The following is a 24478-nucleotide window of genomic DNA, read 5'->3' on the forward strand; positions in this document are numbered from 1 at the left end:
AAGGTTCAAGCGGGCGATACTGTTTCACTATGGCGGACTGCCTATGGCTCCTAACCCACACGGATAAGTGAAGAGCCATAAATCAACAGCGCCTTGTGGAGCGAGAGATGATCAGGTTTGAATCAGCAATGTAACCCGACACCAATACATGGCGAACCAGACTCAAAAATCGTACACAGTCACCGGAACACCCGCTGCCAGGAGCGTGTCCGCGATAAGAGGTTCAATTCGATCCCATCGACCGCCAGCCAGGCCACAACCGATTCGCGGCATATGCACGGAGGAGCCGGTTTCCATGGCTCTGTGGGCTACCGCTGCCAGGCCGGTGCGAACCGCGTCGTAGCGAATTGGTGGAGTTTTCTGCCCCCGCCGGGCGATGCCCCGTTGGCCGATGAGGTTGGCCACCTCAACAAATGTTTCCACCGGTACAAACTGGACACTGCCGAGGGCTGGTGGTGAGTTGCTGGCGTAAGCCTCCCGATAGGATCGCTCCGGCGCCGGCCACCGTTTGCTGAGGGCAAGCACAAAGCCCCGCCCCCACTTGCCGAGGTCATTGCAGACATGAACGATGATTTTGGGTTTTGCCGCGGCCTCTTGAGGATCGGTGGCGTCACCTTTTAGATAGCGAATTGCCGTCAAACAAACGCCCTCCTTTGCACCAGAATTCAGGCAGAGTTGATGTTGGTTACTCACCCTCCACCAACTGCCGGTGCCTCAGGCAGGCGTTGTTGCGGAACGCTTTGTTCCTCGAGTTGGCTTCCCGCTCATGCTGCGTAATCCAGTACTCACACTCTTCCCGGGCATTGACGATCAGCATGGACCGCTGCGCCGTGTAGGTTCTCAGCGGGGCGTACGGGTCCTGTTTGGGGGGTGGGGTGTCGTGCACCACGATGTCTGGCGTGATCGCGGTGACGTTGGACGTGGCTTTGCCGGATGACAGCCAGTCCGAAGCATTGCTGATAGCGCTGCCAGCAAACAGCATTGATGCCCCGAACAGCGCCAGCAGGGTAAGAACATTGGCGGTAAACACCGCAAGAACAACCTTGAGGAATCCCACAGTCAGCTCCCTTGACCGTTGATCATGGATTGCTCAGTTATGTTACCGCAGCGCTCGCCGTTGTTCTATTGCGAGTTATTGTCCGGAGTTTACTCGACCCCTTCAGGCCAAGCCGACAGGGTGCCCAGCGCCTCACGGACCAGTTGACGGCGTTTCGGCAGATCCGCCAGACCATTCGGCATGTCGATATGAAGCGCAAAGAACACCGGACCATCGGGCCACTCGATCCAGCCAACCCACCAGCCTCGCTCTCCGTCCCAGCCGGTCTTGCTCCGTAGTCGCCACTCGGGGCCGGCGGCCGAGATCATCAGGTCCCGCACCAGGCGCTGGTGGCGCTCAAGAAAAGGCAGTCGGTTGCGATACAGCCGCTGGAGAAAATCAAGTTGTTCATCGGCAGACACCGCCAGCTCACCATCGATCCAGAATGCCGGCGTCGCGCCGTCAGGATTGGCGTTGCCATAATCCACCAGATTCAGGTAGTAGCGCTCGGTGTCCCGACCCAGCACGTCGGCAAATCCTTCATACACCCACACCACTGAGTGGGTCATCGCCGAACGCAGAGTCTGGTTGCGGTTCCAGGTCTCCATTCCACGGTCTTCGCCATCCCAGGGCAGCACATCGAACTCACTGGCCACCAGGCCGGCATCCAGCGCAAACAGAGTATGGGGAATCTTGAACGTCGATGCCGGACTGTAACGCCGACCGGCCCGGGCCTGATTGTGATACCAGGTTTGCGGGCCGGCGCTGCGGTGGTCAACAACCGCCAATGTGCCCGACACACCCGCCTGCCGGAACAGCTCGGCCCAGTCCTCACGCTCCCCGGCGCCAGCCGCCATCGCCGGCCAGCTCCCCAGCAGCAGCCACAATAACGCCCACCATTGCCAATGCCTGTTCATCTCGCTCTCCTGCTCTGGTTGATGATCCATCTATTGCAACGCGATCAGATGGCAAAGCGGTGATGCAATTGTGGCGAAATGTGGCAATGATCAGTCTGCGCTCAGAGCACCGAAACGGAGGGAGTGCATCTGTGCTTCGATACGCTGGGACAGCCAGCCCAGCACGGTGCTGTCATCGCCCGGCACCGTGCAGCTGTGGGCCAGATAAGGGAACCAGGTGGAAACCTGGCCGTGGGCCACAGTGCCCAGGCCGGAGCCGGCCGTTTCTGACAGCCCGGCCAGCAGCGGCGCCGGCACATAGCCCCAGCCCAGGCCGTCACGAATGGCATCCCGAACCAGCTCGAAACTACTCAACCCCAACCGTTCCCCTGCCACTTCCGGCACATGGAAGCGGGCCTCGCCGGCCTGGTCCAGATAGACCACCTGAGGCACATCCGCCAGATCGGCATTGCTGACCTGCGACAATTGGCTGAGGGGGTGATCCTGTGCAACCGCCAGCGTCATCGTGATTCGCCCCAGCACCCGGCTGTGGATTTCCGGCCCGGCCTGCAACCCGGGGCCACCCAAACAGCAGGCCAGATCCAGCTGGCCCTGATGCAACTGGCGCAGCAGTACCTCCGGACTGGCGTAAAGCATGTTCAGCTCCAACCCCGGTCGGTGCTGACGCAGGTCCCGGATGATTTGTCGCCAGAACGCCTCGGGCAGCACGTCATCACGCCCCAGGCGCAGTTTTGCGGGCTCACCGTCCCGGCTGTGGTCAACGTTGCGACGCAGTTTGTCCGCCAGGGCAATGAGCCGGACGGCGTCATCAACCATGGCCTCACCGGCGGGTGACAGCGCCATGCTGTTGCCACTGCGCCGGAACAGCGGCGCCGCGAGTTCGTCTTCCAGAGCGGCAATGGCCATGCTCACCGTGGTGCGGTTGCGCCCCAACCTTGCAGCGGCCCGGCTCACCGAACCGGTCTGGGCCACCGCCACGAAATAACGCAGGGATTCCACTTTCACGGGCACCTCCTCCAGGCTGTTCCTCGCCGACCTCAAGCGCCAAATACTATGACACTGAGCAACTGGCGTCGCCAGGACAGCTCCCCTAATGTCTCGATTCTCCCCCTATCAACGGTATCTGGAGTTCTGAAAAATGCATTGGGTGTTCTTACTGTTGGCCATTCTTGGCGAAGTCGCCGGCACAACGTCAATGAAGCTGCTGGTCTCCGCCGGCCATCCCTGGGCAGGCACGCTGGTCGTCACGGCAATGATTGGCCTGTCTTACGTGCTGCTCAGCCAGGCCACGCTACGCATTCCCATCGCCATGGCGAACGCGTTCTGGGAAGGGCTGGGCATGATCCTGATTGCCACCGTGTCCTGGCTCTGGCTGGACGAACAGATCCAGCCCATGCAGGCTGCGGCCATTGCGCTGGCAGTGGTGGGAATCGTGATCCTGAACATCGGCCATCACCGTCAGGAGTCACAGGTATGAGTATCTATCTGGGCTATGTTCTGGGGTCGGTGGTGCTGGACATCATCGCCAACGTCCTGCTGCAGCTGTCGGACGGCTTCCGCCACAAGCGCTGGGGCATTGCTGCGGTGCTCTGCATCATGGCTGCCTTTGCCCTGCTGGCACTGGCGGTAACGGGAATGGAGCTGTTTCTGGCCTATGCGCTCTGGGGTGCGCTGTCCATTAGCGGCACCGCCCTGGCAACCCGCTGGCTGTTCAATCACCGTCTCAACCGCTGGAGCTGGACCGGGCTGGCGATTCTGATCGTCGCCATCATCCTGATGCAGTGGGGTGGACACTGACCGCGTCGAGCAGGGTCAGCAACTGACGCTGCTGGCTTGCCGGCAACGCATCTTCAAGCGTGTACCGGTCCAAAGTTGCCAGGAAGGCGGCCAACGCTTCACCAAAGATGCCCTTGAGCCCGCAGGCCGGCGCGATGACACATCGGTTATCGGCGGAGAAACACTCCACCAGTGACAGATCCTGTTCGGTCTGACGCACCAGGGCGCCGATGTTGATCGCCTCCGGGGCCTGCGCCAGGCGCATCCCGCCGTGCTTGCCCCGCACCGTTTCAATGTGGCCACTGCGATTGAGCTGATGCACCACCTTCATCAGGTGGTTTCGGGACACCTGATAGCTGTCGGCAATCTCCTGAATGGTGACCAGGCGCTCCTGGTGCAACGCCAGGTAGATCAGCACACGCAGCGAGTAATCGGTGTAACGGGTTATGTGCATTCAATCACTCCAGACAGGCCCCGAGCGTTAACCGGTAGCGGTTGCCGCCGGCACAGCGGTTATCAGTGTATCGGTCTGCCCAGACGCTTCAGCGCCACCAGTCGCAGCACGTAGGCTACCTTCAGCCCCGCCGCGAACACCATGGTACCAATATGGGCGCCAATCTGCGCCGACATGGGCAGCGCCCCTGCCAGCGGGTACGCCAGCATGACGGTGCTCACCAGAGCCAGGAAGCACACCAGCAGGGTTCGGTTGGCAAACAACAGCGTCGGGGCCATGACAGTCCTCCTCACAATGCCCGATCGCAACCGGTCGCGGACATTGTCCTGGGTCAACTATAACAAACATTCTGTTTACATCTTAATCTTTGAAGATGTATTTTGAAAGCATCTTTTAAGAATTCAGCAGACAGGAGCGAATCATGACCGCCACTCCCCACTCCCCTGAGCACCACGACAGCCACCACGATCCCGATGCCAACGCGGTTGATCTCCAGGGGCTCCAGACATTGCCCGATAACCGGCTGGTGGAGCACATACTCACCCGCTACCACGACACCCACCGCCGTCAGCTGCCGGAACTGATTCGGCTGTCACAAAGGGTGGAGCGAGTCCACGGCAGCCACCCGGCCTGCCCCGCCGGGCTCAGTGACCATCTGGAGACCCTGCAGGATGAGCTGGATATGCACATGCAGAAGGAGGAACGCATCCTGTTTCCGATGATCCTTCGCGGCGCCACAGGCATGGCGGTGGCGCCGGTGCAGGTCATGCGCCAGGAGCATGATGAACACGGCGATGCCCTTGAGCGGCTGCTCGCTCTGACCAACCGGCTCACGCCACCGGATGACGCCTGCGGCAGCTGGCAACGGCTCTATAGCGGTCTGGCTACGCTGGTCGCCGATCTGAAGGAGCATATCGAGATCGAGAACTCGGTGCTGTTCCAGCGTGTGGGTTGATACGGTGGGGAATCGAGCTTGGGGACAGCACACCCTTGCAGCTATGCTGTGGCTTTCCATTGCCAAGGACATTGTCCGATGATATCCACCAGAACCCTGTTTGCACTGGCCTCATTGTCCCTGTTTATGGGCTGCAGCAGTGTGCCGACAGACCAGGCCAGCGCCACAGTCCTGCCACAGACTGCCACCAGCAAACCCGAGCAGGACGCGCTGATGGATGTGCGGCGAGACTTCGTGCCGCATCTGTGGTCCGATCACAAGTTTGTCGCGGGCACCGCCGAGCAGTGCGCCCGCCGGGGCGAAGACAGCTTGCGTCTGCTCGGGTTTGATCACGTGGTCCGTAACGGCACCTTCGTGTATGGCAACTTCTTCGGCGAATTCAGTGGCAACCGGGCAGCGGTGAAGTGTGTGGCCATGGCGGATCGAACCTTCGCCTACACCATGGTCGCCGGGCCCCGGGTCAAGCTGGTGGAGCGGCTGCGCAATGAGATCGTCTGGCGCCTGGACACCCGCGAAGACTGATCAGCCAACCGCCAGCGTGACCGCCAGCACCAGGGGCGCCGTCACCACGGCCAGCACATTGGCGCCCATGAACGGTATCAGCCGGGGAATATCATTGGCATAACGAATCGCCCCCCACAACGTGAACACCGCTGCCAGCATCGGCACCAGGGCCAACAGCGCCAGTGCTGGCAGCCGGTCACCGACCACGCCCAACCCCACCGTCAACGCCGCCGCCAGCAGAAAGCCACCGTACAGCGCATTACTCGCTGACAGCCCCAGGGCGATCGGAATGTGCCGACGGCCAACGGCAGCATCCGCCTCCCGGTCGGGGTACTGGTTCAACAGCAGCAGGTTGTTGACCAGGAAGAACGGCACCAGTGAAATCAACGCCGCCAGGCTGGTGAATTCGCCGGCCAGGGCATACTGGGTACCCATCACCATCAGCGGGCCAAACGCCACTCCCGGCGCCACCAGACAGACCCAGGGCAGGCGGTTGATCCAGTGGGTGTAGGTCAGAATGATCACCACGCCCAGCAGACCAATGGGCAGTATGCCCCAGCCGTGCCGCAGAATGACGTAGCCCCCCGCCAGCACCGTCACCGCCAGGGTCAGGAGCGCGGAGTTGAGTACAGACACCGCCGCCGTCGGCCGCTCCACCAGGGAACCGCTGCCCCCGCTGAACGGGGTGCGCTGGGTCTGGGCATCCAGGCCGCTGCGAAAATCAAAGTATTCATTGAAGGCATTCACACTCATGTGGGCACACAGCGCGCCACCAAGGGCCACCAGAGCATCCCCCCAGTGAATTGCGGCGCCGGTGAGCCAGGCCGCAACGACCCCAAGGCCCACACACACCGGGGTCAGAACCAGAAAAGGAACACGAAACGAACGAATAACGGCTTTCAAGGGACCTCCGCCCAGAAAAGTAATTCAGAAACTCTATGAAATAACGGATGAATGTTAAGCCAAGACGACCATCGCTGCTTTGGTCCGGATCAACCCCCGCTCTCGCCACTGCCGTTTTTGGACTACTGGATGTCGCCCCGGAGCCGGCCCGCCTGCCGGTGGCGAGCCACAGTAGGACAAAACCCACCCGAACATGCGGAGACGGCCATGGCGATCAAATTCGAGCAGGCTCTGTTGGACTACCCTCAACAACGCGCCGGCGCAGCGCGCCAGACGGACAGCGTCGACCAGTCGGACCGGCGGGTCCCCATCAACCTGCGCCAGTCCGGGCCCACACCGGTGGAAATGCTGATCTCCACCCGCGTGCGCAAGTCCCCCTACTGGCACCTGGCGGTGGAAGCCGGCTGCTGGCGGGCCACCGTCTACAACCGCATGTACCACCCCCGCGGTTATGTGCGGCCAGAGGACGGCGGCGCCATGGTGGAGTACCAGTCACTGGTGAACGACGTCACCCTCTGGAACGTGGCGGTGGAGCGGCAAATCCAGGTCAAAGGACCGGATGCCGAAGCTTTCGTGAACTATGTGATCACCCGCGACGCCACCAAGATCAAACCCATGCGGGGCAAGTACGTCATCCTCTGCAACGAGGACGGCGGCATCCTCAATGACCCGGTACTGCTGCGGGTCGCCGAGGACGAGTTCTGGTTCTCGTTGTCCGACAGCGATCTGGAACTGTGGCTGCGAGGGGTTAACCTGGGCAAGGGGTTTGATGTCAGCATTGCCGAGATCGATGTGGCACCGGTACAGATCCAGGGGCCCAAGTCCGAGGCGCTGATGGCGGATCTGTTCGGCGACGAGGTCCGGGATATTCCATTTTACGGACTGATGGAAGGCCAGGTGGCGGGCCGGGACGTGATCGTATCGCAGACCGGCTTTACCGGTGAAAAGGGTTACGAGATCTATCTCAAGGACGCCAGCCGGTACGCGGAAGACCTCTGGTACACCGTATTGCGGGCGGGCGAACGCCACAACCTTCGGGTGATCGCCCCTGCCCACCACCGTCGCATTGCCGCCGGCATCCTGTCCTGGGGGCAGGACGTGGATCAGGAAACCCTGCCATTCCAGTGCAACCTGGCCTATCAGGTCCCCCGGAATAAAGCCGCCGATTACATCGGCAAGGCCCGGCTGGAAGCGGTGCGGGATGAGATCGATGCCGGCAGGCCGCCGTTCCGCCTGGTGATGGTGGGCCTGCGACTTGGCGGGGCCCCGGTGACCGATTACGCCAACGACTTCTGGCTGGTCAGCGAACGGGATGGCGACGAAGCCGTGGGCTATGTCACCTCCCCCTGGTATTCACCGGAGCTGGAGACCAACATCGCCCTGGCCTACGTGCCCTGGGAGCTGCGCCATCTGGGCACCGAGCTGAACGTGCGGCTGCCACCGGAGTACGCCGCCGCCGACGGCAGCCTGGATGCGGACGCCGAAGTGGTGGAAGTGCCGTTCCGGCCTTCGGTCAATCCCAACGCCCGGGAACGGGCCCGGGCCCGCGGCATCGACTTCGCGGACTGAACGGAGCGGCGGGAGAAACGCCATGAAACTGGTCCACGATCCCGCCCACGACCCGGCCATGACCGAGGCCTGTGCCGACGGTCTGGCCGCCATGGCGCGGGACGCCTCCATTGAACTGACCCCGCGCCAGATCGCGGCGGTAGACGAGTTGCGCCAGTGGCTGGCCGAAGGCACCCGGGTGTATGTGCCTTACCTGCCCAACGCCGACTACCAGGACGTGATCCTTGCCTGCCAACGGCTGCTCGACGCCGGGCTGACCGCGGTACCGCACTTCCCGGCCCGCGCCATGACCAGCCAACAGCAGGCCCGGGACCATCTGGACGCCCTCGCCGCCCACGGTGTCCGTGAGCTGATGCTGATTGCCGGTGATACGCCGCGACCGGCCGGACCGTATACCGATTCGCTGGCGCTGCTGGAGTCGGGACTGCTCCAACGCCATCGCTTTGGACTGGGGATTGCCGGCCACCCCGAGGGCCACCCGGCGGCCGACAGCTCGGCGCTGAAAACGGCGCTAAACACCAAGCGCGAGTACGCCCTGGCGACTGACACGCCAATGTGGGTGGTGACCCAGTTCGCCTTCGAGGCGGGCAGTTTTCTGGACTGGCTGCACGATCACGGCGACGTCATTGCGCCCCTGCCGGTGCATTTTGGCATTGCCGGTCCGACCCGGCTGCGAACCCTGATGGCCTACGCGGCCCAGTGCGGCGTCGGTGCCTCGGCGCGGGCGTTGATGCGCCACCCGGAAACCACGCGGCTGCTGCGCAGCTGGACACCCGACGGTCTGGTACAGGCTCTGGCGTGCTATCGTCTGGAGCACCCGCTCTCACTGTTCCACGGCCTGCACATTTTCCCGTTCGGTGGTCTCAAGCGCTCCGCCAAGTGGCTGGAGGGTCTGGTGGCCGCCGGCCAGCCCGAACGCGCCCCACACCTGTCGGGAGGCCTCCAGCCATGTCCCTGACCTCATCCGAATCCACCGCTGTCTCCAGCACCACTCTGCCACCGCCCGGAACCCCGGACATTGAGATTGCCCGTGCGGTGCAGCCCCAGTCGATCCTGCTGCTGGCGCAACAGCGTCTGGGGTTGGCGGCAGACAGCCTGATTCCGTTCGGCCACTACAAGGCCAAGCTGGACACCCGTCACGTCGGCCCGGTCAATCCGGCTAGCTTTGGCCGGCTGGTGCTGGTAACCGCCATCACCCCCACGCCGGCCGGCGAAGGCAAGACCACCACCAGCGTCGGCCTCAACGACGGCTTTAACAAGCTGGGCGTACGCTCCTCGGTGTGTCTGCGGGAGCCGTCACTGGGTCCCTGTTTCGGCATGAAAGGCGGGGCAGCCGGGGGCGGTCGTGCCCAGGTGATCCCGATGGAGGACATCAACCTGCACTTCAATGGCGACTTCCACGCCATCACTGCCGCCCACAACCTGCTGGCATCGATTCTCGACAACCATATCCACTGGGGCAATGAGGCCGGCCTGGACCCCCGTCATGTGTACTGGCGCCGGGTGCTGGACCTGAATGACCGCGCCCTGCGCAACACCATCGTCGGTCTTGGCGGCGGCGCCCACGGTTTGCCCCGGGAGACCGGGTTCGACATCACCGTGGCGTCGGAGATCATGGCCATCCTGTGCATGGCGGACGACCTGACCGACCTGCGCCAACGCCTTGGCCGGATCATCGTCGGCCGACGCCACGACCACACGCCGGTGACCGTCAGTGATCTGGGGGTGGAAGGGGCCCTGGCGATCCTGCTGCGGGATGCGCTGCAACCAAACCTGGTGCAAAGCCTGGAGCATAACCCGGTGTTTATCCACGGCGGCCCGTTCGCCAACATCGCCCATGGCTGCAACTCGGTGATGGCCACGCGCTACGCCCTCAGCCTCAACGACGTGGTGGTGACTGAAGCGGGCTTCGGCGCCGATCTGGGGGCAGAGAAGTTCATCGACATCAAGTGTCGCCAGAGTGGCCTGGCGCCCGATGCGGTGGTGCTGGTGTGCACGGTACGCGCCCTCAAAATGCAGGGCGGCATGCGAAAGGTGGACCTGGCCCGTCCCGATCTGACAGCCCTGCACGAGGGCGCTGCCAATCTGGAGCGTCATATCCGCAACCTGCGCCAGTTCGGGCTGACGCCGGTGGTGTCGATCAACCGTTTTCCCACCGATGCCGAGGAGGAACTCATCGCCATCCAGGCAATCTGTCGCGAACTGGGTGTCAACGCCGTGGTGGCAAACCACTGGGCCCTGGGTGGCGCTGGCGCCACCGACCTGGCCCAGGCGGTACTGGATCAGCTGGCCGAAGGTACGCCGGAGGTACAACCGCTCTACCCGGACCACTGGACTCTGGTGGAGAAGATCGAAACCATCGCCAGCCGCCTTTACCACGCCGGCGACGTCGCCTTCAGCGCCGACGCCCGACGGCAACTGGAGGAATACCAGCAGCTTGGTTTTGGCCACCTGCCGGTGTGCATCGCCAAGACCCAGTACAGTTTCTCCGCCGATCCCAAACTTCGCGGCGCTCCCAGCGGCCACACCCTGCCGGTACGGGAGGTGCGCCTGTCGGCGGGCGCCGGATTTGTGGTGGCGGTGTGCGGCGACATCATGACCATGCCCGGCCTGCCCAGGCGCCCCGCAGCACTCGACATGGGCCTGAACGCCGAGGGCGACGTCTATGGTCTGGTGTGAACACGGGATGGGTATAAGAACGGGACTGGAATGAACGTGGCTCAGGTGCGACAACTGCGCCTAAGCTATTCGGGCGAAAGCGGGTGATAGCGAAACACGCCAAAGGTAGGCTCGGCCTGGGCCCGGCTCAGGGCGTCGGTGGCCGGAGAACGCCATTCCCCGAAAGGCGCGGCTTCCGCACCAGTCGCCATCAACGATGCCGTACGTGGCTGACGGTCAGCCTTAGGCGCCGCCCCCATGTACTTCCGGTAACAGCGACTGAAATGGGTGGCAGAGACGAACCCGCACATGGCGGCAATCTCCACCACCGAACAGGACGTCTGCTTCAATAGCCGCCGGGCACGATCCAGCCTTAATTTCAGGTAGTAACGTGAGGGGGTGCAGCCCAGGTGCTTGAGGAACAGCCGCTCCAGCTGGCGCCGCGAGACCGCTGCCAGCATCGCCAGTTCCTGCAATTCCAGCGGCTCCTCAATGTTGGCCTCCATCAACTGGGCCACTTCTGCCAGCTTGGGCTGGGCCACCGCCAGCTGGTGTCGCAGGGGCAGCGGTTGCTGCTCGCAGTCCTCCCGCACCCGGTCACAAACGAACATGTCGGAGATGGCATCGGCCAGAGGTTGCCCATGCCGGCGGGCCAGCATGCCCAGCATCATGTGCAATGGCACTTCACCCCCGGTGCAGGTCATCCGGTCACGGTCGAGGCTGAACAGCCGGTTGTTGCATCGCACCCGCGGAAACCCCTCCTGCAGAGCCGCCAGGCACTCCCAGTGAGCGCTGCAGTGGTAGCCATCCAGTAGCCCGGCACTGGCCAGCACATAAGCGCCGGTGCACAACGCGCCCAGCGGCACACCGCGACGGGCCAGATCCCGCAGCCAGGCCTGCTCGCGGCCGTTGAAACTGCGGGTGACATTGATGCCGGCCACCACAATCACCAGATCGAAGCGACGACCATCCGCCATCGCCGCGTCCGGCATCACCACCATGCCATCGCTGGCTCGCACCGGCTGGCCGTCCACCGACACCAGCTGCCAGGTGTAAAGTTCACTGCCGGTGAGCTGGTTGGCCATGCGCAGGGGCTCGATGGCACTGGCCAGCGCCATCAGGGTGTAGTTTTCGATCAGCAGAAAGCCGACGCGATAGGCTGCCGGGCTCGCGCCTGGGCTCCGGTCACATTCCGCCATGTCATCACCTCCCTGGACATCCTGTCCCTGCCGAATGGGTCGACCACCCTGCACACTTTTTGACCATAACGCCCACAACGATCAGCCGCAACTATCCACCTGCAACCATCTACCCGCAACCATCCACCCGCAACCATCCACCCGCAACCATCACCCGCCTGATCCCGTGCTACCGGCGCTCAGCTGCGCATCCGCGCGGCCCCCGGATCGTACAGTGAACGGTAGCCCACCGCTTCGATGCGGATCGGGTAATGCTCGCTGAAGTATTCCAGCACCAGCTCCCGCCCCTCCTCGGCATACTCCGCCGGAATGTAACCCAGCAGCAGCATCTTGCCGACAGAGGGCCCAAAGGCCGCACTGGTGTTGTAGGAGCGGCGCCCCTCACTGTCCACCAGCACGTCGTTGGTGGCCGGATCAAGAATCGGCCACTGCCCCACCGGATAGCGGGCAACACCGTCGGCATCCCGGTTGTCCACCATGCTCAGGGTACACAGGTAGGCCGCTTGCCGAGGCCGCTGGCGCTGGGCCAGGTAGCCGGCCTTGCCATGAAAATCGGCGTCCTTCACTTTCTTGCGGGCCAGGTCCGCCTCGTAGAGGTTGTAATCGGTTTCCAGGTCCACATTCTGCAGCCGCAGGCTGTTTTCCAGCCGTCGGGTATTGGCGTAGGTTTCGATACCCACCGGCACCACACCCGCATCGAACAGCAGGTCCCAGAGCCGCAGGCCATAGCAGGGCGCGATGTACAGCTCCCAGCCCTGCTCGCCCACGTAGGAGATGCGGAAGGCCCACAGCGGGATGCCCGCCACCCGCAGTTCACGAGCGGTGGCGAAGGGGAAGTTGTCGTTGGCGATCTCATCGGGGTCGTCGAGGAACTGCTCTAGGGTCTCCCGCGCCTTCGGCCCCCACAATCCCAACGTAGCCAGGGCCTCGGTGCGGTCTTCAATGTGGACATCGGTCAGCCCCTGGCGCTCACTCATCCGCCGTATCCACACCAGGTCCCGGTGACCGGTGTCACCGCCGCAGATCACCCGGTATTGCTGCTGCCCGAGACGGACAATGGTCAGGTCGGCACGAATACCGCCGCGGTCATCGAGGAAGTGGGTGTAGACGCCCTTTCCCACCGGGGTGCTGCCGCCGACCCGGGCCACCGACAGATACTCCATCAACGCCTCGGCGTCTGCACCGGATACATCCAGAATGCAGAAATGGGACAGATTGATCATCCCCACGCCCTCACTCATCGCCAGCCCTTCGGCATCCGAGACCTCCCAGAAGTGGCGGCTGTCCCACTCATGGGCCCGTTCCGGTACGCGGTCCCGGTATCGTTCCAGCAGCGAGGCCTCGTTGCTGCGGTAACCATGGGCCCGCTCCCAACCGGCCGCTTCCATGAAGTAGCCGCCCAGTTCCACCTCGCGGGGGTAGAACGGACTGGTGCGCAACCGCCGGCCACTGACGTAGGGCTCACGGGGATGCACCGCCGGGGTGTAGATTTTCTTGGCGGTCTCGTAACAGCGATCGTAGACATACCCCCGCGCCTTCTGGGGCGGGTAGAAACGGGCGATGTCGACGCTGTGGGGGTCCAGCTCCGGCTGACCGTCGGTAAGCCAGTCCGCCAGCAGCTTGCCCGCTCCGGGACCGTCCTTGACCCAGATGGCCTCACAGAACCAGAGATTGCGAACCTCCGGTGTTTCCCCAATCATCGACCCGCCATCCGGCGTCACCGACAGCAGGCCATTGAAGGAACGCTTCTCTTCCCAGCCCAGCTCTCCGAGGATCGGTGTCATGTCGATGGCTTTCTCGTAGGCGGCCATCACCTGTTCCAGATTCAGGTCGCGCATCGAGGGGGACATCCGTGCGGTCTCCGGCTCGGCAATGGCCCAGGGCGACACCAGCCGGGGCTCATCCGGTTCATAGTAGCCCCATTCAATGAGCCCGCCCTCACTGGTGGTGGGGTCACCGGTGTCACGCACGTAGGCGGAGTTGCCCTGGTCCCGGAACAGCGGATACACGATCTCTTTGCCGGTGCCTTTGAGGGCGTCATAGGGTCCGAAAAACAGCAACGGATGTTCCACCGGCATCAGTGGCAGCGCGGCACCGGCGGTGTCCGCCATGATCGGCCCCCAGATACCAATGGTCAGGACCACGTACTGGGTTCTGATGTACCCCTTGTCGGTCTCGACACCACAGACCCGGCCATCCTGCACGTCGATGCGCCGGGCCGGGGTGTAGGGAAACGCCTGCAGGTGGCCACTGGCGACCGCCTCGTCCACCAGATCGCCGGCCACCGTTTGTGAGCGCGGCACCACCAGCCCCGCATCCGGGTCCCACATGGCGCCCTGGATCTGGCTTTCATCCAGCAGCGGGAACAGCTCCTTGGCCTGTGACGGCGTGATCAGGCTGACGTTGGTGCCAAAGGCCTTGCCGGAGCCCACTTTACGGCGGAGTTCGTCCATGCGCTCATCGTCGCCGACCCGCGCCACTTCCATCCCGCCCACCTGAATATAGTTGCCGCGACGGGCATAGAACGCCTGGCTGTAGCGGGTGGTGTGAATGTTGAGCTTGTCGTGGGAGGTGGTGAAACAGAAGTCCGAAGCATGGGACGTGGAGCCGATGTCGGTGGGAATCGCCGATTTCTCCAGCCCCACGATGTTGCTCCAGCCCCGCTCAATCAGATGGTGGGCCACCGAGGCCCCTACAATGCCGCCCTGGCCAATGATCACCACATCGGCACTTTCCGGAAGTTTTGCCACAGCTTACCCCTCCCACAGTCGGTTGACGGCAGCATCTGCCAATCAATTTCACTCTGGGGGGCTAGGTGCCGGCACGCGGTTTCCAATGCGACACGAAACCGACCAAAAGCGTCACGGCGTGAAAGGGAGGAGGTGGGAGCCCGCAGGGAGCGGGATAACGCAGAAACTCCAGCCCCGGACCGAAGTCGGGGCTGGACAAACGGGCGCTTAGCGGCGCTGTTGCAGGGAATAGTCTTCCGGGACCATGAAGGTGGAATCGTGAACCATCTGCTCAGACACCTGGGTGGCTTCATACTCGTAGCGAACCAGGGCCTTCTCTTTCCAGTTACTCGCTGAGCCGCTGCGCTGATCAGCAATGAAGCCTCCCAGGGCATTCGCCGCGACATCCGCCAGGCTTCCAGGGCCTTGGCCACCCCCGGCTCCTGCGGCACGACCACCGGCTCTGCCACGACAGGCGTCCGTTTTCTGGAACCACTCGACCTTGCTGGCCAGCGGATAGCCTTCAATGGCAGACAGTTGCTCGGCGGCATCAGAGATCGCGCCATCGTGAATCTTATCCAGATCCTCGATGAACCCGCTGAATGCCTCATAGGCCTCGGGCCCAACCATCCGGGCCAGCGGATGATTCGCATTCAATGCCTGGTAATAGTTGTCCATAGATTGCTGGTGTCCCTGCCACAGCGGGCTCTGGGCTGCTTCGGGCGTGATGGTCCAGAACACAAACTTGAACAGGTTGGTGTCAACACGATTGCGCTGATCGGCCATATCAATCTGCCAACTCACCTGATATTCGATGGTGTCGTAACCACCAATTACCCGACGTTGGCCGGTTTCCTCTACCGTAAAATCATTGGACTTCAGCGACACCTGACAGCCACGGTCACTGTAGCCCTGATACTCACCACCAGCGCCTGCCCCGGAGTTGCCACCGGGCCCCAGGGAGCTCAGATCAAACTCGAGATCGCCGAAACAGCCTGCCAGGGGGCACTCCCGATAGGACTCGTTGTTGTTGTCCAGCATCCAGAGCTTGTTCTGATCAATCCGGTAGATATCCGAACCGCTGTAATCCGCCCAGCCCAGCATGAAGCTGTCAAATTCCATGTTGTCGTCCACCCGGCGCCGGTCCGGGCGGATGTAAATAACCTCAGTGCCCGACGCATCCGGCAGGAACGCTCCCCCCATGGAGTACTTACCCTGGATGACCATGGTGGGGTTCTTTGGTGTGGTGTCCGTCATGGGCCCTGCGCAGCCACCCAGAACGGACAGGCCAGCAACAACAACCGGAAGCGCTTTCATTTTCATAAAAATCCCTTTCATGTAAGACGTGGCAGTCACGCCAGAGGTACGACTCATGTAACAAATACGGGGGCAGGTTATACATAACGGATCGTTATACATGCAACCCGAATTTAGGGAGCTATTGATTAATAGGGAGACTCTGATTAAGCAGCCACGCCGGTGAAGCCCTGTTATCTTGCCGACGACTCAGTACAATCAAGTCAGCACGATGACGGCCCTGTAGCCACAGCGGCCAACCAACAACGTTGACACGGCGGCCTCCACCGGCCGTTCCAATAAAGACCCAAGGACTCAGGCATGAAACCGGAAACCCTCGCCCTGCATGCAGGTTTTAGTGGCGATCCCGCCACCAACGCAGCCACCACACCGATCTATCAGACCACCTCCTACACCTTTGACGACACCCAGCACGGGGCGGACCTGTTCGACCTCAAGGTTCAGGGCAATATCTACACCCGCATCATGAACCCCACCAACGCGGTGCTGGAACAGCGCATGGCCGAACTCGAAGGCGGTGTCGGTGCCCTGGCGGTGGCATCAGGCATGGCGGCGATCACCTACGCCCTGCAGACCATCTGCAAGGTCGGCAACAACATCGTCAGCACCGGGCAACTGTACGGCGGCACCTACAACCTGTTCGCCCACTCGCTGCCAAACCAGGGGATCGAAACCCGTTTTGCGCCCCACGACGACTTCGAGGCGGTGGAGAACGCCATCGACGACAACACCCGGGCACTGTTCTGCGAATCCATCGGCAACCCGGCGGGCAACGTGGTCGACATCCAGCGCTGGGCCGAGATCGCCCACAAGCACGGCCTGCCGCTGATTGTCGACAACACCGTGGCGACGCCCTTCCTGTGCCGGCCCTTCGAGCACGGTGCCGACATCGTCATCCATTCCCTGACCAAATACATCGGTGGCCACGGCACCACGGTCGCCGGGGTGGTGGTGGATTCCGGCAAGTTCGACTGGGCCGCCAACAAGGACAAGTTCCCGATGCTCAACGAGCCGGACCCGTCCTACCACGGCGTGGTCTACACCGAAGCCCTGGGGGCCGCCGCGTTCATTGGCCGCTGCCGCGTGGTTCCGTTGCGCAACACCGGCGCCGCGCTGTCGCCGTTCAACGCCTTCCTGATCATGCAGGGGCTGGAAACCCTGGCCCTGCGGATGGAACGCCATTGCGAGAACGCCCAGAAAGTGGCGGAGTTCCTGGAGCAGCACCCCAGTGTGGAATGGGTCAACTACGCCGGTCTGAGCAGCAGCCCTTACCGCACCACCTGCGAGAAGATCTGCGGCGGCCGCGCCTCCGGCATCCTCAGCTTCGGCATCAAGGGTGGCCGTGATGCCGGCGCCCGCTTCATTGATGCCCTGAAACTGATCTATCGCCTGGTGAACATTGGCGACGCCAAGTCCCTCGCCTGCCATCCCGCCTCCACCACCCACCGCCAGCTGAACGCCGAGGAACTGGCCAGCGCTGGCGTCAGTGAAGACCTGGTGCGGCTGTCCATCGGTATCGAGCACGTCGACGACATCCTCGCCGACGTCGACCAGGCCCTGGCCGCGGCGCAGTAAGCTGTAGCCCGTGGAGCCGGGCAACCACGGCGCGTCGTCGTGGTTGCCCGGAGTCGATACGGTTCCCCGCCGTTCGGCTCCTTCCGAAACACTTGCGCCAGATCAACCGGGCCGGTAATCCCCCCTTTCAAGCCGTAGCGACGCCGGGATGCAGGCTGATACCATCCGATAATCAATAGTATTATCAGGACCATCCGTTATGCCTCTGAACCGTCGGCAGTTCCTCCAGTCCACCCTGGCTCTGGGTGCACTCAGCCAGCTTCCCCGCCTGAGTCTGGCCGCCAGCCCGTCGGCGGACGTGGACTATGAGCTCACGGTGGCGCCGGCAGACATTCAGCTGGTCGACGCCGGCACCACCCCCGCCTGGTGTTTCAATGGCGGCTACCCGGCACCGGTGATCCGCGCTCGCCAGCATCAGCCCATTCGCATCCGCGTACGCAACCAGCTGGCGGAACCCACCACCATTCACTGGCACGGCCTGCGCATTCCCATCGCCATGGACGGTGTGCCCTTCCTCAGCCAGGCGCCGATTCCCGCCGGCGGGGAGTTTCTCTACGAGTTCACACCGCCGGATGCCGGCACCTTCTGGTACCACCCCCACATGAACAGCGTCGAGCAGCTGGGCCGCGGCCTGGTGGGCGCATTCATTGTGGAAGAGGCGCAGCCGGTGGCGTTCGACAGCGAGCAGGTACTGGGATTGAAGAACTGGCATGTGAAAGCCGATGGCAGCTTCGACCGCCTCAGTCGTCCCCGCTATGCGGCCCGCATGGGCACGCCGGGCCAGTTGCAAACGGTGAATGGCCAGCAGCACCCCAGTTACCCGGTGCCCGCTGGCGGTTCGGTGCGGCTGCGCTTCCTCAACCTGGACAACACCGTTACCTACGATCTCACCAGTTCCGTGGAAGACGCCCGAATTCTGGCGGTGGACGGCAACCCTCTGGCCCAGCCGGTAACGCTGGAACGCCACGCCATGGGGCCGGGCATGCGGGTGGACGTGGGCCTGCTGGCTCCCGCCGCGGGCGAGACCGTCACCTTCTACCACAAGGGCAAGCCTCTGGTGACTCTACACTCGGAACCCGGCGAGGTTCGCCACAGCCAGATCCCCGCCCTGCCGCTGAATCCGGTGCCGGCACCGGACCTGGCCAACGCCGAAACCCTGTCCTTCGTTTTCGAATGGGATGCCGCCATCAGTCCGGTTGCCAAACAGGGGGAAGCCTCCGGGCCATCGTTCTGGACCATCAACCGACGATCCTGGGAGGGCATGAGCCAGGGCAACATCCCGGAACCACTGGCCCGGCTGAAGCTGGGCCAGACCTACATCTTCGAGCTGGAAAACCTGACCCAGTACCACCACCCGATCCACATCCACGGCCACACCTTCACCGTGCTGTCGTCGGACAAACGCGCCATTGAGCCGTTCCACACCGATACCGTGCTGCTGGGCAAGAACGAGAAGGTCCTGGCCGCCTTCGTGGCGGACAACCCGGGGCGCTGGATGTACCACTGTCATGTCATCGAACACCTCAAGACCGGCCTGATGGGTTACATCGAAGTCAGTTGATCTGTAAAAGGAAAGCCGGGGACTACGACAAAAGTTGGTACCCCGGCGCCCCGTGATTGTGCCTACTGTGCTTGTCTCCCCCGGTCGCGGGCATTACCCTTGAAGACTCCCCCAATTCCAGCAAGCAGAGTCCGGTTGTCATGAGCGACAGCGCGAAACCCCGCGTTACCAGTGGTACCAAGTTCAAGAGTGCACACGGCATTGCCGCCATCAAGGATGGCGTCAAGAAATCCGGCCATGCCAGTACGCCGGTGACCCGGAAGCCCAAATGGCTGCGAGCCCGGATGCCCGGCGGCGAGCGCTACGACGCGGTGCGCCGCAACGTCAACGAACACCGGCTCAGCACCGTTTGCCAGGAATCCCACTGCCCCAACATCGGCGAATGCTGGAACAACGGCACCGCCACCATCATGGTGATGGGATCGGTCTGCACCCGTGCCTGCAAATTCTGCGCGGTGGACACCGGCAACCCCAAAGGCTGGCTGGACCACGACGAGCCAGAGAACACCGCCAAGTCGGTGGAGCTGATGGGGCTGCGCTACATTGTGCTGACCTCGGTGGACCGTGACGACCTGCCGGACGGCGGTGCCGCCCATTACGCCGCCTGTGTTGCCGCCATCAAGGAACGCACACCGGAAGTGGCGGTGGAGGCCCTGACCCCGGACTTTGATGCGGTCATGGAAAACGTCGAGAAGGTGGTGGATTCCGGTCTGGACGTGTTCGCCCAGAACGTGGAGACCGTTGAGCGCCTGACCCACTGGGTTCGAGATCCCCGCGCCGGTTACCGCAAGACCCTGGATGTGCTGGCCCATGCCAAGCAGCACCGTCCGGATGTCATCACCAAGACCAGTCTGATGCTGGGCCTGGGTGAAACCGACGACGAGATCATGGCCACCATGGACGACCTCCGTGAGGTCGGTGTCGATATTCTCACCTTGGGCCAATACCTGCGCCCAACCCCCAACCACCTGCCGGTAGAGCGCTACGTGTCGCCGGAAGAGTTCAACCGCTACCGCGACATCGGTCTGGCCAAAGGCTTCATGGAAGTGCCATCCGGTCCCATGGTCCGCTCCAGCTATCGCGCCGACCGGGTCTTCGAGAAGAACAACCTCGGCCTGATTACCCCCGACGTACCGGCGGCAGAACACAACCAGGCGCTGCAGATTCCGGTCAAACAGGTCGACTGACCGCCGCACCTGCCCGCCCCGCTGGCGGCTCGGCCCACCCCGTGGACAGTCCGAACCGCCAGCGACAGCCTACCCCGGCACGGAATCCCCGTGACCCTGACGCCTACAGACAAGCCCTGACTCCCTTGCTATCTTTAGGGGGCCTGCGGGCCCCTTTGCCAAGAAACACAGTGGACTCAATATGCTACAACTGCTCAAGAATGCGCGGCTGAAGTACAAGTTCTGGCTGCTGAACATCGTGGTACTGGCAGTGCTGTGCCTGTTGGTGCTCTACGCCATGAACATGATTGCCGCCTTGACCGATCGTTCGTTCGCCGAGGTGTTTGCCAACACCGCGGTTGAATTTGGTGGTCTGGTGGCCGTGCTGATGCTGCTGGAGATGGCCGGGTCACAGATGCTGATCAGCTTCATCGAGCGTCACGTCCACCGCCTCAAGGGCACCATGGTGGCGGTGCAGAGCTCCGGAAACCTGAGCCAGCGAGCAACGGTGGACTCCCACGATGAGATCGGCGAGATGGCCTCCGCCTTCAACGCCATGCAGGACCGCACCATGGATGTGGTCAAAAGCATGAAGCAGGCTATCGAGCGGCTCCACGTTGAGGTTCACGAACTTACCCGTGCCTCCGAGCAGCGCCGGGATGACCTCAGCCGCCAGCAGGCCAGCACCGACAGTTCCGCGACGGTGATCGCGCAGATGCTGCAGAGTTTCAATGGCATCGCGGAACAGGCCGGCATTGCCAAGACCCTGTCCCACGAAGCCCGCAAGGCCGCCGTGGACGGCAGCACCCAGGTGCGCCGCAGCACCGATTCCATCCGCGGCCTGGCGGATGTTATCGGCCAGTCCGCCAACAGCGTTCAGGCGTTGTCAGCCAATTCCCATGAAATCAGCCACGCTGTGGCGGAGATCAAGGGCATTGCCGAACAGACCAACCTGCTGGCCCTCAACGCCGCCATTGAGGCGGCCCGGGCCGGTGAACAGGGCCGCGGCTTTGCGGTGGTGGCGGACGAAGTCCGCAAGCTGGCGCAACGGGTGCAGGATTCCACCGACCAGATTCAGGGCACCATTGACCGGTTGCTCACAGCCATGGACAGTGCCGTGGCACAGATGGGCGGCAGCTCGGAAGACGCCAGTCGCTGCGTTGGTGAGGCAGAACAGGGTCGCGAGGCCCTCGAAGCCATCAACGATGTGGTGTCCCGCATCGACCGGACCAACGAAGAGATCGCCGCGGTCTCCGCGGAACAGACCGCCGCAACCGACGATGTGCTGGCCAATGTGGAGGGCATTCGCAACGCCACCGAAAACATGGTGGTGCAGCTGGCGGACAGCGCCGAGATGAGCCAGCGCCTGAAAACCCTGATCGACTCCCTCGAGTCCGCCGCCAACCGGGTGACCGTCAACTGACCGTTCCCCACCTCGGGGAGCCATTCTGAGGCTCCCCGGCACCCCGCACATTTCAACTATCAGCCGGGGCACCTTTATTCCCTGACAGAATATGGCAAACTGCCCGCTCTGATCCCAAAGGGACGCCACCGTCATGACCAAACTACGCACACTTTACGATCGCCTGATCCTGGCCCACCCGGTGGTGGTGCTGGTGCTGTTTGCCCTGGTGCTGGGACTGATGAGCCTCAACCTGCACCAATTCCGGCTCGACGCTTCCGCCGAGTCCCTGGTGCTGGAAAACGACCGCTCGCTGGCCCAGTACCGGACCGTCAATCAGCGCTTTACCACCTCCGATGATTTTCTCATCGTCACTTACAGTCCCCACGAGCCGCTGTTTACCGACGCCGGCCTGGCCCGATTGGCCGGGCTGCGGGATGAACTGGCCGCCGTCGCCGCCGTCGGCTCCACCAACAGCATTCTGAACGTGCCGCTGTTGCACAGCCCGAAGCTGTCGCTGGACACCGTTGACGAGGAAATCCTCACCATCGACGACGACCAGGTGCCACCGCAGCAGGCCCGCGATGCCCTGCTCAGCAACCCGCTCTACCCCAACCTGCTGCTCAGCACCGATGGTGGGACCACCGCCATCCAGGTCAACCTGCCGACCCCGCCCGCGTTTTTTGAGCTGCTGGAGAAGCGCAAACAGCTGCGTGCCAAGGCGGAAGCGAACCCCGGTGATGCCGACGCCCAGGACAACCTGGCCCAGGTGGAAGCCGAATTCCTGGCCCTGACCGAAGAGCTGGACGCCCGCCGGGACGCCACCATCGACGAGGTTCGGCAGATTCTCGAGCGCCATGGTGACGATGCGGTAATCCACCTGGGTGGGGTACCCATGATCGTTGCGGACATGATCCGTTTCATCCAGAACGACCTCTCCACCTTTGGTATCGGCGTCCTGCTGTTCCTGGTACTGACCCTGGCCATCATCTTCCGACAGTGGCGCTGGGTGCTGGTACCGCTGCTGTGCTGCAGCTTCACCGTCTGGCTGGTGGTGGGCTACCTGGGCTGGGCGGAATGGCCGGTTACGGTGATTTCCTCGAATTTCGTGTCGCTGCTGCTGATCATGACCCTGTCACTGACGATCCACCTGATTGTCCGCTACCGGGAGTACCAGCACGACGAGCCGGACGCACCGCCGGCAACGATCCTCAGCCGCACCGTCAGCGCCATGGTCAAGCCCTGCGCCTACATGGCGCTGACCACCATCGTGGCCTTCGGCTCGCTGACCTACTCCGGTATCCGCCCGGTCATTGATTTTGGCTGGATGATGACACTTGGCCTTGCTGTAGCCTTTGTGGTGGCGTTCCTGGTCTTCCCCGCCCTGCTGCGCCTGCTGCCGCCGCCGGTCGATCAGCGGGTACGTTCAAACCGGCGGCCATTCACCGATCACTTTGCCAGCCTGACCGAACATCAAGGCCCCGCGATCCTGGTGGGCTCAGTGGTGCTGGCAGTGCTGTGCGCGATTGGTGTGAGCCGGCTGACGGTGGAGAACAGCTTCATCGACTACTTCAAGTCCAGTACCGAGATCCACCAGGGCATGATCACCATCGACAACCGCCTGGGCGGTACCACGCCGCTGGATGTGATCATCACCGACGACCCGCCTCCCGCTGGCGCGGCGACCAGTGACACCGCTGCCGCCGACGATCCCTTCGCGGCCGGCGACCCGTTTGCCGAGGATGATCCATTTGCCAGCGACTGCGATCCATTTGTAGAGGACTGCGAAGCGGCGGAGAGTTATCGGGATACCTGGTACACCTACCGCAAGATGTCGCAACTGGCGAAGGTCCACGAGTACCTCGACAGCCTGCCGGAAACCGGCAAGGTGCTGTCCATCGACACCACCCTCGACCTGCTGGCCCAGGTCAATGGCGGCAAACCGCTGGATGCGCTGCAACTGGCCTTTGTGCCGGCGGCGGTACCGGATGATCTCAAGGGCATCTTGCTGACCCCCTACATCTCCGAGGAACACGACCAGGCCCGCTTCAGCATCCGCCTGCTGGAAACCTCACCGGAACTGCGACGCCAGGAACTACTGGATCGCATCCGTCAGCATCTGACCGAAGAACTGGGCTACCGCGACGACCAGGTGCTGTTTACCGGCATGACGGTGATGTACAACAACATGCTACAGAGCCTGTTCGACTCCCAGATCAAGACACTGGGCGTGGTGTTCCTGGCCATCTGCGCGATGTTCCTGCTGCTGTTCCGCTCGCTCAAGCTGGCACTGATCGGCATTGCTCCCAACCTGCTGGCGGCAGGTTCGGTGCTGGGTCTGATGGGCTGGCTGGGCATACCGCTGGATATGATGACCATCACCGTGGCGGCCATTACCGTGGGCATTGCGGTGGATGACACCATCCACTACATCCACCGTTTCAAGGTCGAGTTCGAGAAGGATCGGGACTATCTGGCCACCATGCACCGCTGCCACAGCAGCATCGGGCGCGCCATGTCCTACACCTCCATCACCATCATCGCCGGGTTCTCAATCCTGGTGCTGTCGAACTTCATTCCCACCATCTACTTCGGCCTGTTCACCGGGTTTGCCATGCTGATGGCACTACTGGGTGCGCTGACCCTGCTGCCCCGGTTGATACTGCTGTTCCAGCCCTTCGGCCGGCCCGGAACCGCCGACTAACAAAAAACCCCGCACCGGAACCGGTGCGGGGTTTTTCATGTTCGCAAGACAGG

General features: G+C 62.8%; 22 protein-coding genes. 12 read left to right on the forward strand and 10 right to left on the reverse strand.

Going from position 1 to position 24478, the window contains the following annotated elements:
- Window positions 1-162: 162 nt before the first annotated feature.
- From MLD24_RS12885 to MLD24_RS12900, 4 genes are all read right to left on the reverse strand, one after another.
- Window positions 163-693, reverse strand: coding sequence for a macro domain-containing protein (locus MLD24_RS12885; protein WP_248166955.1), 531 nt, complete (start codon window positions 691-693; stop codon window positions 163-165).
- Window positions 686-1057 carry a hypothetical protein gene (locus MLD24_RS12890; protein ID WP_248166956.1) on the reverse strand — a complete coding sequence of 124 codons (372 nt, stop codon included), beginning with the start codon at window positions 1055-1057 and terminating at the stop codon, window positions 686-688. The genes MLD24_RS12885 and MLD24_RS12890 overlap by 8 nt, the downstream gene beginning before the upstream one ends.
- A gap of 89 nt (window positions 1058-1146) precedes the next feature.
- Window positions 1147-1953 carry a penicillin-binding transpeptidase domain-containing protein gene (locus MLD24_RS12895; RefSeq protein WP_248166958.1) on the reverse strand — a complete coding sequence of 269 codons (807 nt, stop codon included), beginning with the start codon at window positions 1951-1953 and terminating at the stop codon, window positions 1147-1149.
- Between the two features lie 90 nt (window positions 1954-2043).
- Complete coding sequence (locus tag MLD24_RS12900) at window positions 2044-2958, reverse strand: LysR family transcriptional regulator (RefSeq protein ID WP_248166959.1); 915 nt, start codon at window positions 2956-2958, stop codon at window positions 2044-2046.
- 133 nt (window positions 2959-3091) lie between these two features.
- Here MLD24_RS12900 and MLD24_RS12905 point away from each other — a divergent pair, with 133 nt between their 5' ends.
- Together MLD24_RS12905 and MLD24_RS12910 are read left to right on the forward strand one after the other, a co-directional pair.
- Window positions 3092-3430, forward strand: coding sequence for a DMT family transporter (locus tag MLD24_RS12905; RefSeq protein WP_248166961.1), 339 nt, complete (start codon window positions 3092-3094; stop codon window positions 3428-3430).
- A complete protein-coding gene (locus MLD24_RS12910) occupies window positions 3427-3750 on the forward strand; it encodes an SMR family transporter (RefSeq protein ID WP_227172160.1) in 324 nt (107 codons plus the stop codon). Before MLD24_RS12905 ends, MLD24_RS12910 begins: the two co-directional genes overlap by 4 nt.
- On the opposite strand, the gene MLD24_RS12915 is transcribed toward MLD24_RS12910, so the two are convergent.
- Window positions 3722-4183, reverse strand: a complete 462-nt coding sequence (locus MLD24_RS12915) for an RrF2 family transcriptional regulator (protein ID WP_227172161.1) — start codon at window positions 4181-4183, stop codon at window positions 3722-3724. The two genes, MLD24_RS12910 and MLD24_RS12915, sit on opposite strands and share 29 nt — an antisense overlap.
- Window positions 4184-4245: 62 nt before the next feature.
- The gene (locus MLD24_RS12920) at window positions 4246-4461 is read right to left on the reverse strand and encodes a hypothetical protein (protein WP_248166963.1); all 216 of its coding nucleotides are present in this window, start codon (window positions 4459-4461) and stop codon (window positions 4246-4248) included.
- A gap of 143 nt (window positions 4462-4604) precedes the next feature.
- Here MLD24_RS12920 and MLD24_RS12925 point away from each other — a divergent pair, with 143 nt between their 5' ends.
- Window positions 4605-5138, forward strand: a complete 534-nt coding sequence (locus MLD24_RS12925; RefSeq protein WP_248166965.1) for a hemerythrin domain-containing protein — start codon at window positions 4605-4607, stop codon at window positions 5136-5138.
- Between the two features lie 78 nt (window positions 5139-5216).
- Window positions 5217-5660 carry a hypothetical protein gene (locus tag MLD24_RS12930; RefSeq protein ID WP_227172164.1) on the forward strand — a complete coding sequence of 148 codons (444 nt, stop codon included), beginning with the start codon at window positions 5217-5219 and terminating at the stop codon, window positions 5658-5660.
- Here MLD24_RS12930 and MLD24_RS12935 read toward each other — a convergent pair whose 3' ends face one another.
- Window positions 5661-6545 (reverse strand): prenyltransferase, encoded by an 885-nt coding sequence (locus tag MLD24_RS12935; protein WP_248166967.1) that lies wholly within the window; start codon window positions 6543-6545, stop codon window positions 5661-5663.
- 207 nt (window positions 6546-6752) lie between these two features.
- Between MLD24_RS12935 and MLD24_RS12940 the strand changes: the two genes are divergently transcribed.
- Genes MLD24_RS12940 through MLD24_RS12950 form a run of 3 tightly spaced genes read left to right on the forward strand, consistent with a single transcriptional unit; the run spans window position 6753 to window position 10793 of the window.
- On the forward strand, window positions 6753-8114 hold the full coding sequence (locus MLD24_RS12940) for a glycine cleavage T C-terminal barrel domain-containing protein (RefSeq protein ID WP_248166969.1): 1362 nt from the start codon (window positions 6753-6755) through the stop codon (window positions 8112-8114).
- 22 nt (window positions 8115-8136) lie between these two features.
- Complete coding sequence (locus MLD24_RS12945; protein WP_248166971.1) at window positions 8137-9072, forward strand: methylenetetrahydrofolate reductase; 936 nt, start codon at window positions 8137-8139, stop codon at window positions 9070-9072.
- Window positions 9063-10793: a formate--tetrahydrofolate ligase gene (locus MLD24_RS12950; protein ID WP_248166973.1), complete on the forward strand. Its 1731-nt coding sequence runs from the start codon at window positions 9063-9065 to the stop codon at window positions 10791-10793. Before MLD24_RS12945 ends, MLD24_RS12950 begins: the two co-directional genes overlap by 10 nt.
- A 65-nt stretch (window positions 10794-10858) precedes the next feature.
- Here MLD24_RS12950 and gbdR read toward each other — a convergent pair whose 3' ends face one another.
- The 3 genes from gbdR to MLD24_RS12965 form a co-directional block, all read right to left on the reverse strand.
- Entirely contained in the window at window positions 10859-11971 is a 1113-nt protein-coding gene (gene gbdR, locus MLD24_RS12955; protein WP_248166975.1) for a choline metabolism transcriptional regulator GbdR, read from the reverse strand.
- A gap of 179 nt (window positions 11972-12150) precedes the next feature.
- A complete protein-coding gene (locus MLD24_RS21695; protein WP_248166978.1) occupies window positions 12151-14721 on the reverse strand; it encodes a GcvT family protein in 2571 nt (856 codons plus the stop codon).
- Between the two features lie 207 nt (window positions 14722-14928).
- On the reverse strand, window positions 14929-16017 hold the full coding sequence (locus MLD24_RS12965; RefSeq protein ID WP_248166980.1) for a hypothetical protein: 1089 nt from the start codon (window positions 16015-16017) through the stop codon (window positions 14929-14931).
- Window positions 16018-16317: 300 nt separating this feature from the next.
- Here MLD24_RS12965 and MLD24_RS12970 point away from each other — a divergent pair, with 300 nt between their 5' ends.
- The 5 genes from MLD24_RS12970 to MLD24_RS12990 all read left to right on the forward strand — a co-directional run bounded on the left by MLD24_RS12970 (window position 16318) and on the right by MLD24_RS12990 (window position 24425).
- Window positions 16318-17592 (forward strand): bifunctional O-acetylhomoserine aminocarboxypropyltransferase/cysteine synthase, encoded by a 1275-nt coding sequence (locus tag MLD24_RS12970; protein ID WP_248166982.1) that lies wholly within the window; start codon window positions 16318-16320, stop codon window positions 17590-17592.
- Between the two features lie 199 nt (window positions 17593-17791).
- A complete protein-coding gene (locus MLD24_RS12975) occupies window positions 17792-19153 on the forward strand; it encodes a multicopper oxidase family protein (protein WP_248166984.1) in 1362 nt (453 codons plus the stop codon).
- A 140-nt stretch (window positions 19154-19293) separates the two neighbouring features.
- Window positions 19294-20340: a lipoyl synthase gene (gene lipA, locus MLD24_RS12980; RefSeq protein WP_248166986.1), complete on the forward strand. Its 1047-nt coding sequence runs from the start codon at window positions 19294-19296 to the stop codon at window positions 20338-20340.
- 181 nt (window positions 20341-20521) lie between these two features.
- Window positions 20522-21742: a methyl-accepting chemotaxis protein gene (locus MLD24_RS12985; RefSeq protein ID WP_248166988.1), complete on the forward strand. Its 1221-nt coding sequence runs from the start codon at window positions 20522-20524 to the stop codon at window positions 21740-21742.
- A gap of 133 nt (window positions 21743-21875) precedes the next feature.
- On the forward strand, window positions 21876-24425 hold the full coding sequence (locus MLD24_RS12990; RefSeq protein WP_248166990.1) for an efflux RND transporter permease subunit: 2550 nt from the start codon (window positions 21876-21878) through the stop codon (window positions 24423-24425).
- Window positions 24426-24478: the final 53 nt, after the last annotated feature.

It is taken from the genome of Marinobacter xestospongiae, from assembly GCF_023156385.1.
Taxonomy (GTDB): domain Bacteria; phylum Pseudomonadota; class Gammaproteobacteria; order Pseudomonadales; family Oleiphilaceae; genus Marinobacter; species Marinobacter xestospongiae.

Coding starts and splice junctions, on each gene's coding strand:
- MLD24_RS12990 (WP_248166990.1), top strand. CDS start 21,876: ATGACCAAACTACGCACACTTTACGATCGCCTGATCCTGGCCCACCCG.
- MLD24_RS12940 (WP_248166969.1), top strand. CDS start 6,753: ATGGCGATCAAATTCGAGCAGGCTCTGTTGGACTACCCTCAACAACGC.
- MLD24_RS12965 (WP_248166980.1), bottom strand. CDS start 16,017: ATGAAAGCGCTTCCGGTTGTTGTTGCTGGCCTGTCCGTTCTGGGTGGC.
- MLD24_RS12950 (WP_248166973.1), top strand. CDS start 9,063: ATGTCCCTGACCTCATCCGAATCCACCGCTGTCTCCAGCACCACTCTG.
- MLD24_RS12895 (WP_248166958.1), bottom strand. CDS start 1,953: ATGAACAGGCATTGGCAATGGTGGGCGTTATTGTGGCTGCTGCTGGGG.
- MLD24_RS12915 (WP_227172161.1), bottom strand. CDS start 4,183: ATGCACATAACCCGTTACACCGATTACTCGCTGCGTGTGCTGATCTAC.
- MLD24_RS12975 (WP_248166984.1), top strand. CDS start 17,792: ATGCCTCTGAACCGTCGGCAGTTCCTCCAGTCCACCCTGGCTCTGGGT.
- MLD24_RS12905 (WP_248166961.1), top strand. CDS start 3,092: ATGCATTGGGTGTTCTTACTGTTGGCCATTCTTGGCGAAGTCGCCGGC.
- MLD24_RS12930 (WP_227172164.1), top strand. CDS start 5,217: ATGATATCCACCAGAACCCTGTTTGCACTGGCCTCATTGTCCCTGTTT.
- MLD24_RS12970 (WP_248166982.1), top strand. CDS start 16,318: ATGAAACCGGAAACCCTCGCCCTGCATGCAGGTTTTAGTGGCGATCCC.
- MLD24_RS12945 (WP_248166971.1), top strand. CDS start 8,137: ATGAAACTGGTCCACGATCCCGCCCACGACCCGGCCATGACCGAGGCC.
- MLD24_RS12985 (WP_248166988.1), top strand. CDS start 20,522: ATGCTACAACTGCTCAAGAATGCGCGGCTGAAGTACAAGTTCTGGCTG.
- MLD24_RS12925 (WP_248166965.1), top strand. CDS start 4,605: ATGACCGCCACTCCCCACTCCCCTGAGCACCACGACAGCCACCACGAT.
- MLD24_RS12910 (WP_227172160.1), top strand. CDS start 3,427: ATGAGTATCTATCTGGGCTATGTTCTGGGGTCGGTGGTGCTGGACATC.
- lipA (WP_248166986.1), top strand. CDS start 19,294: ATGAGCGACAGCGCGAAACCCCGCGTTACCAGTGGTACCAAGTTCAAG.
- MLD24_RS12920 (WP_248166963.1), bottom strand. CDS start 4,461: ATGGCCCCGACGCTGTTGTTTGCCAACCGAACCCTGCTGGTGTGCTTC.
- gbdR (WP_248166975.1), bottom strand. CDS start 11,971: ATGGCGGAATGTGACCGGAGCCCAGGCGCGAGCCCGGCAGCCTATCGC.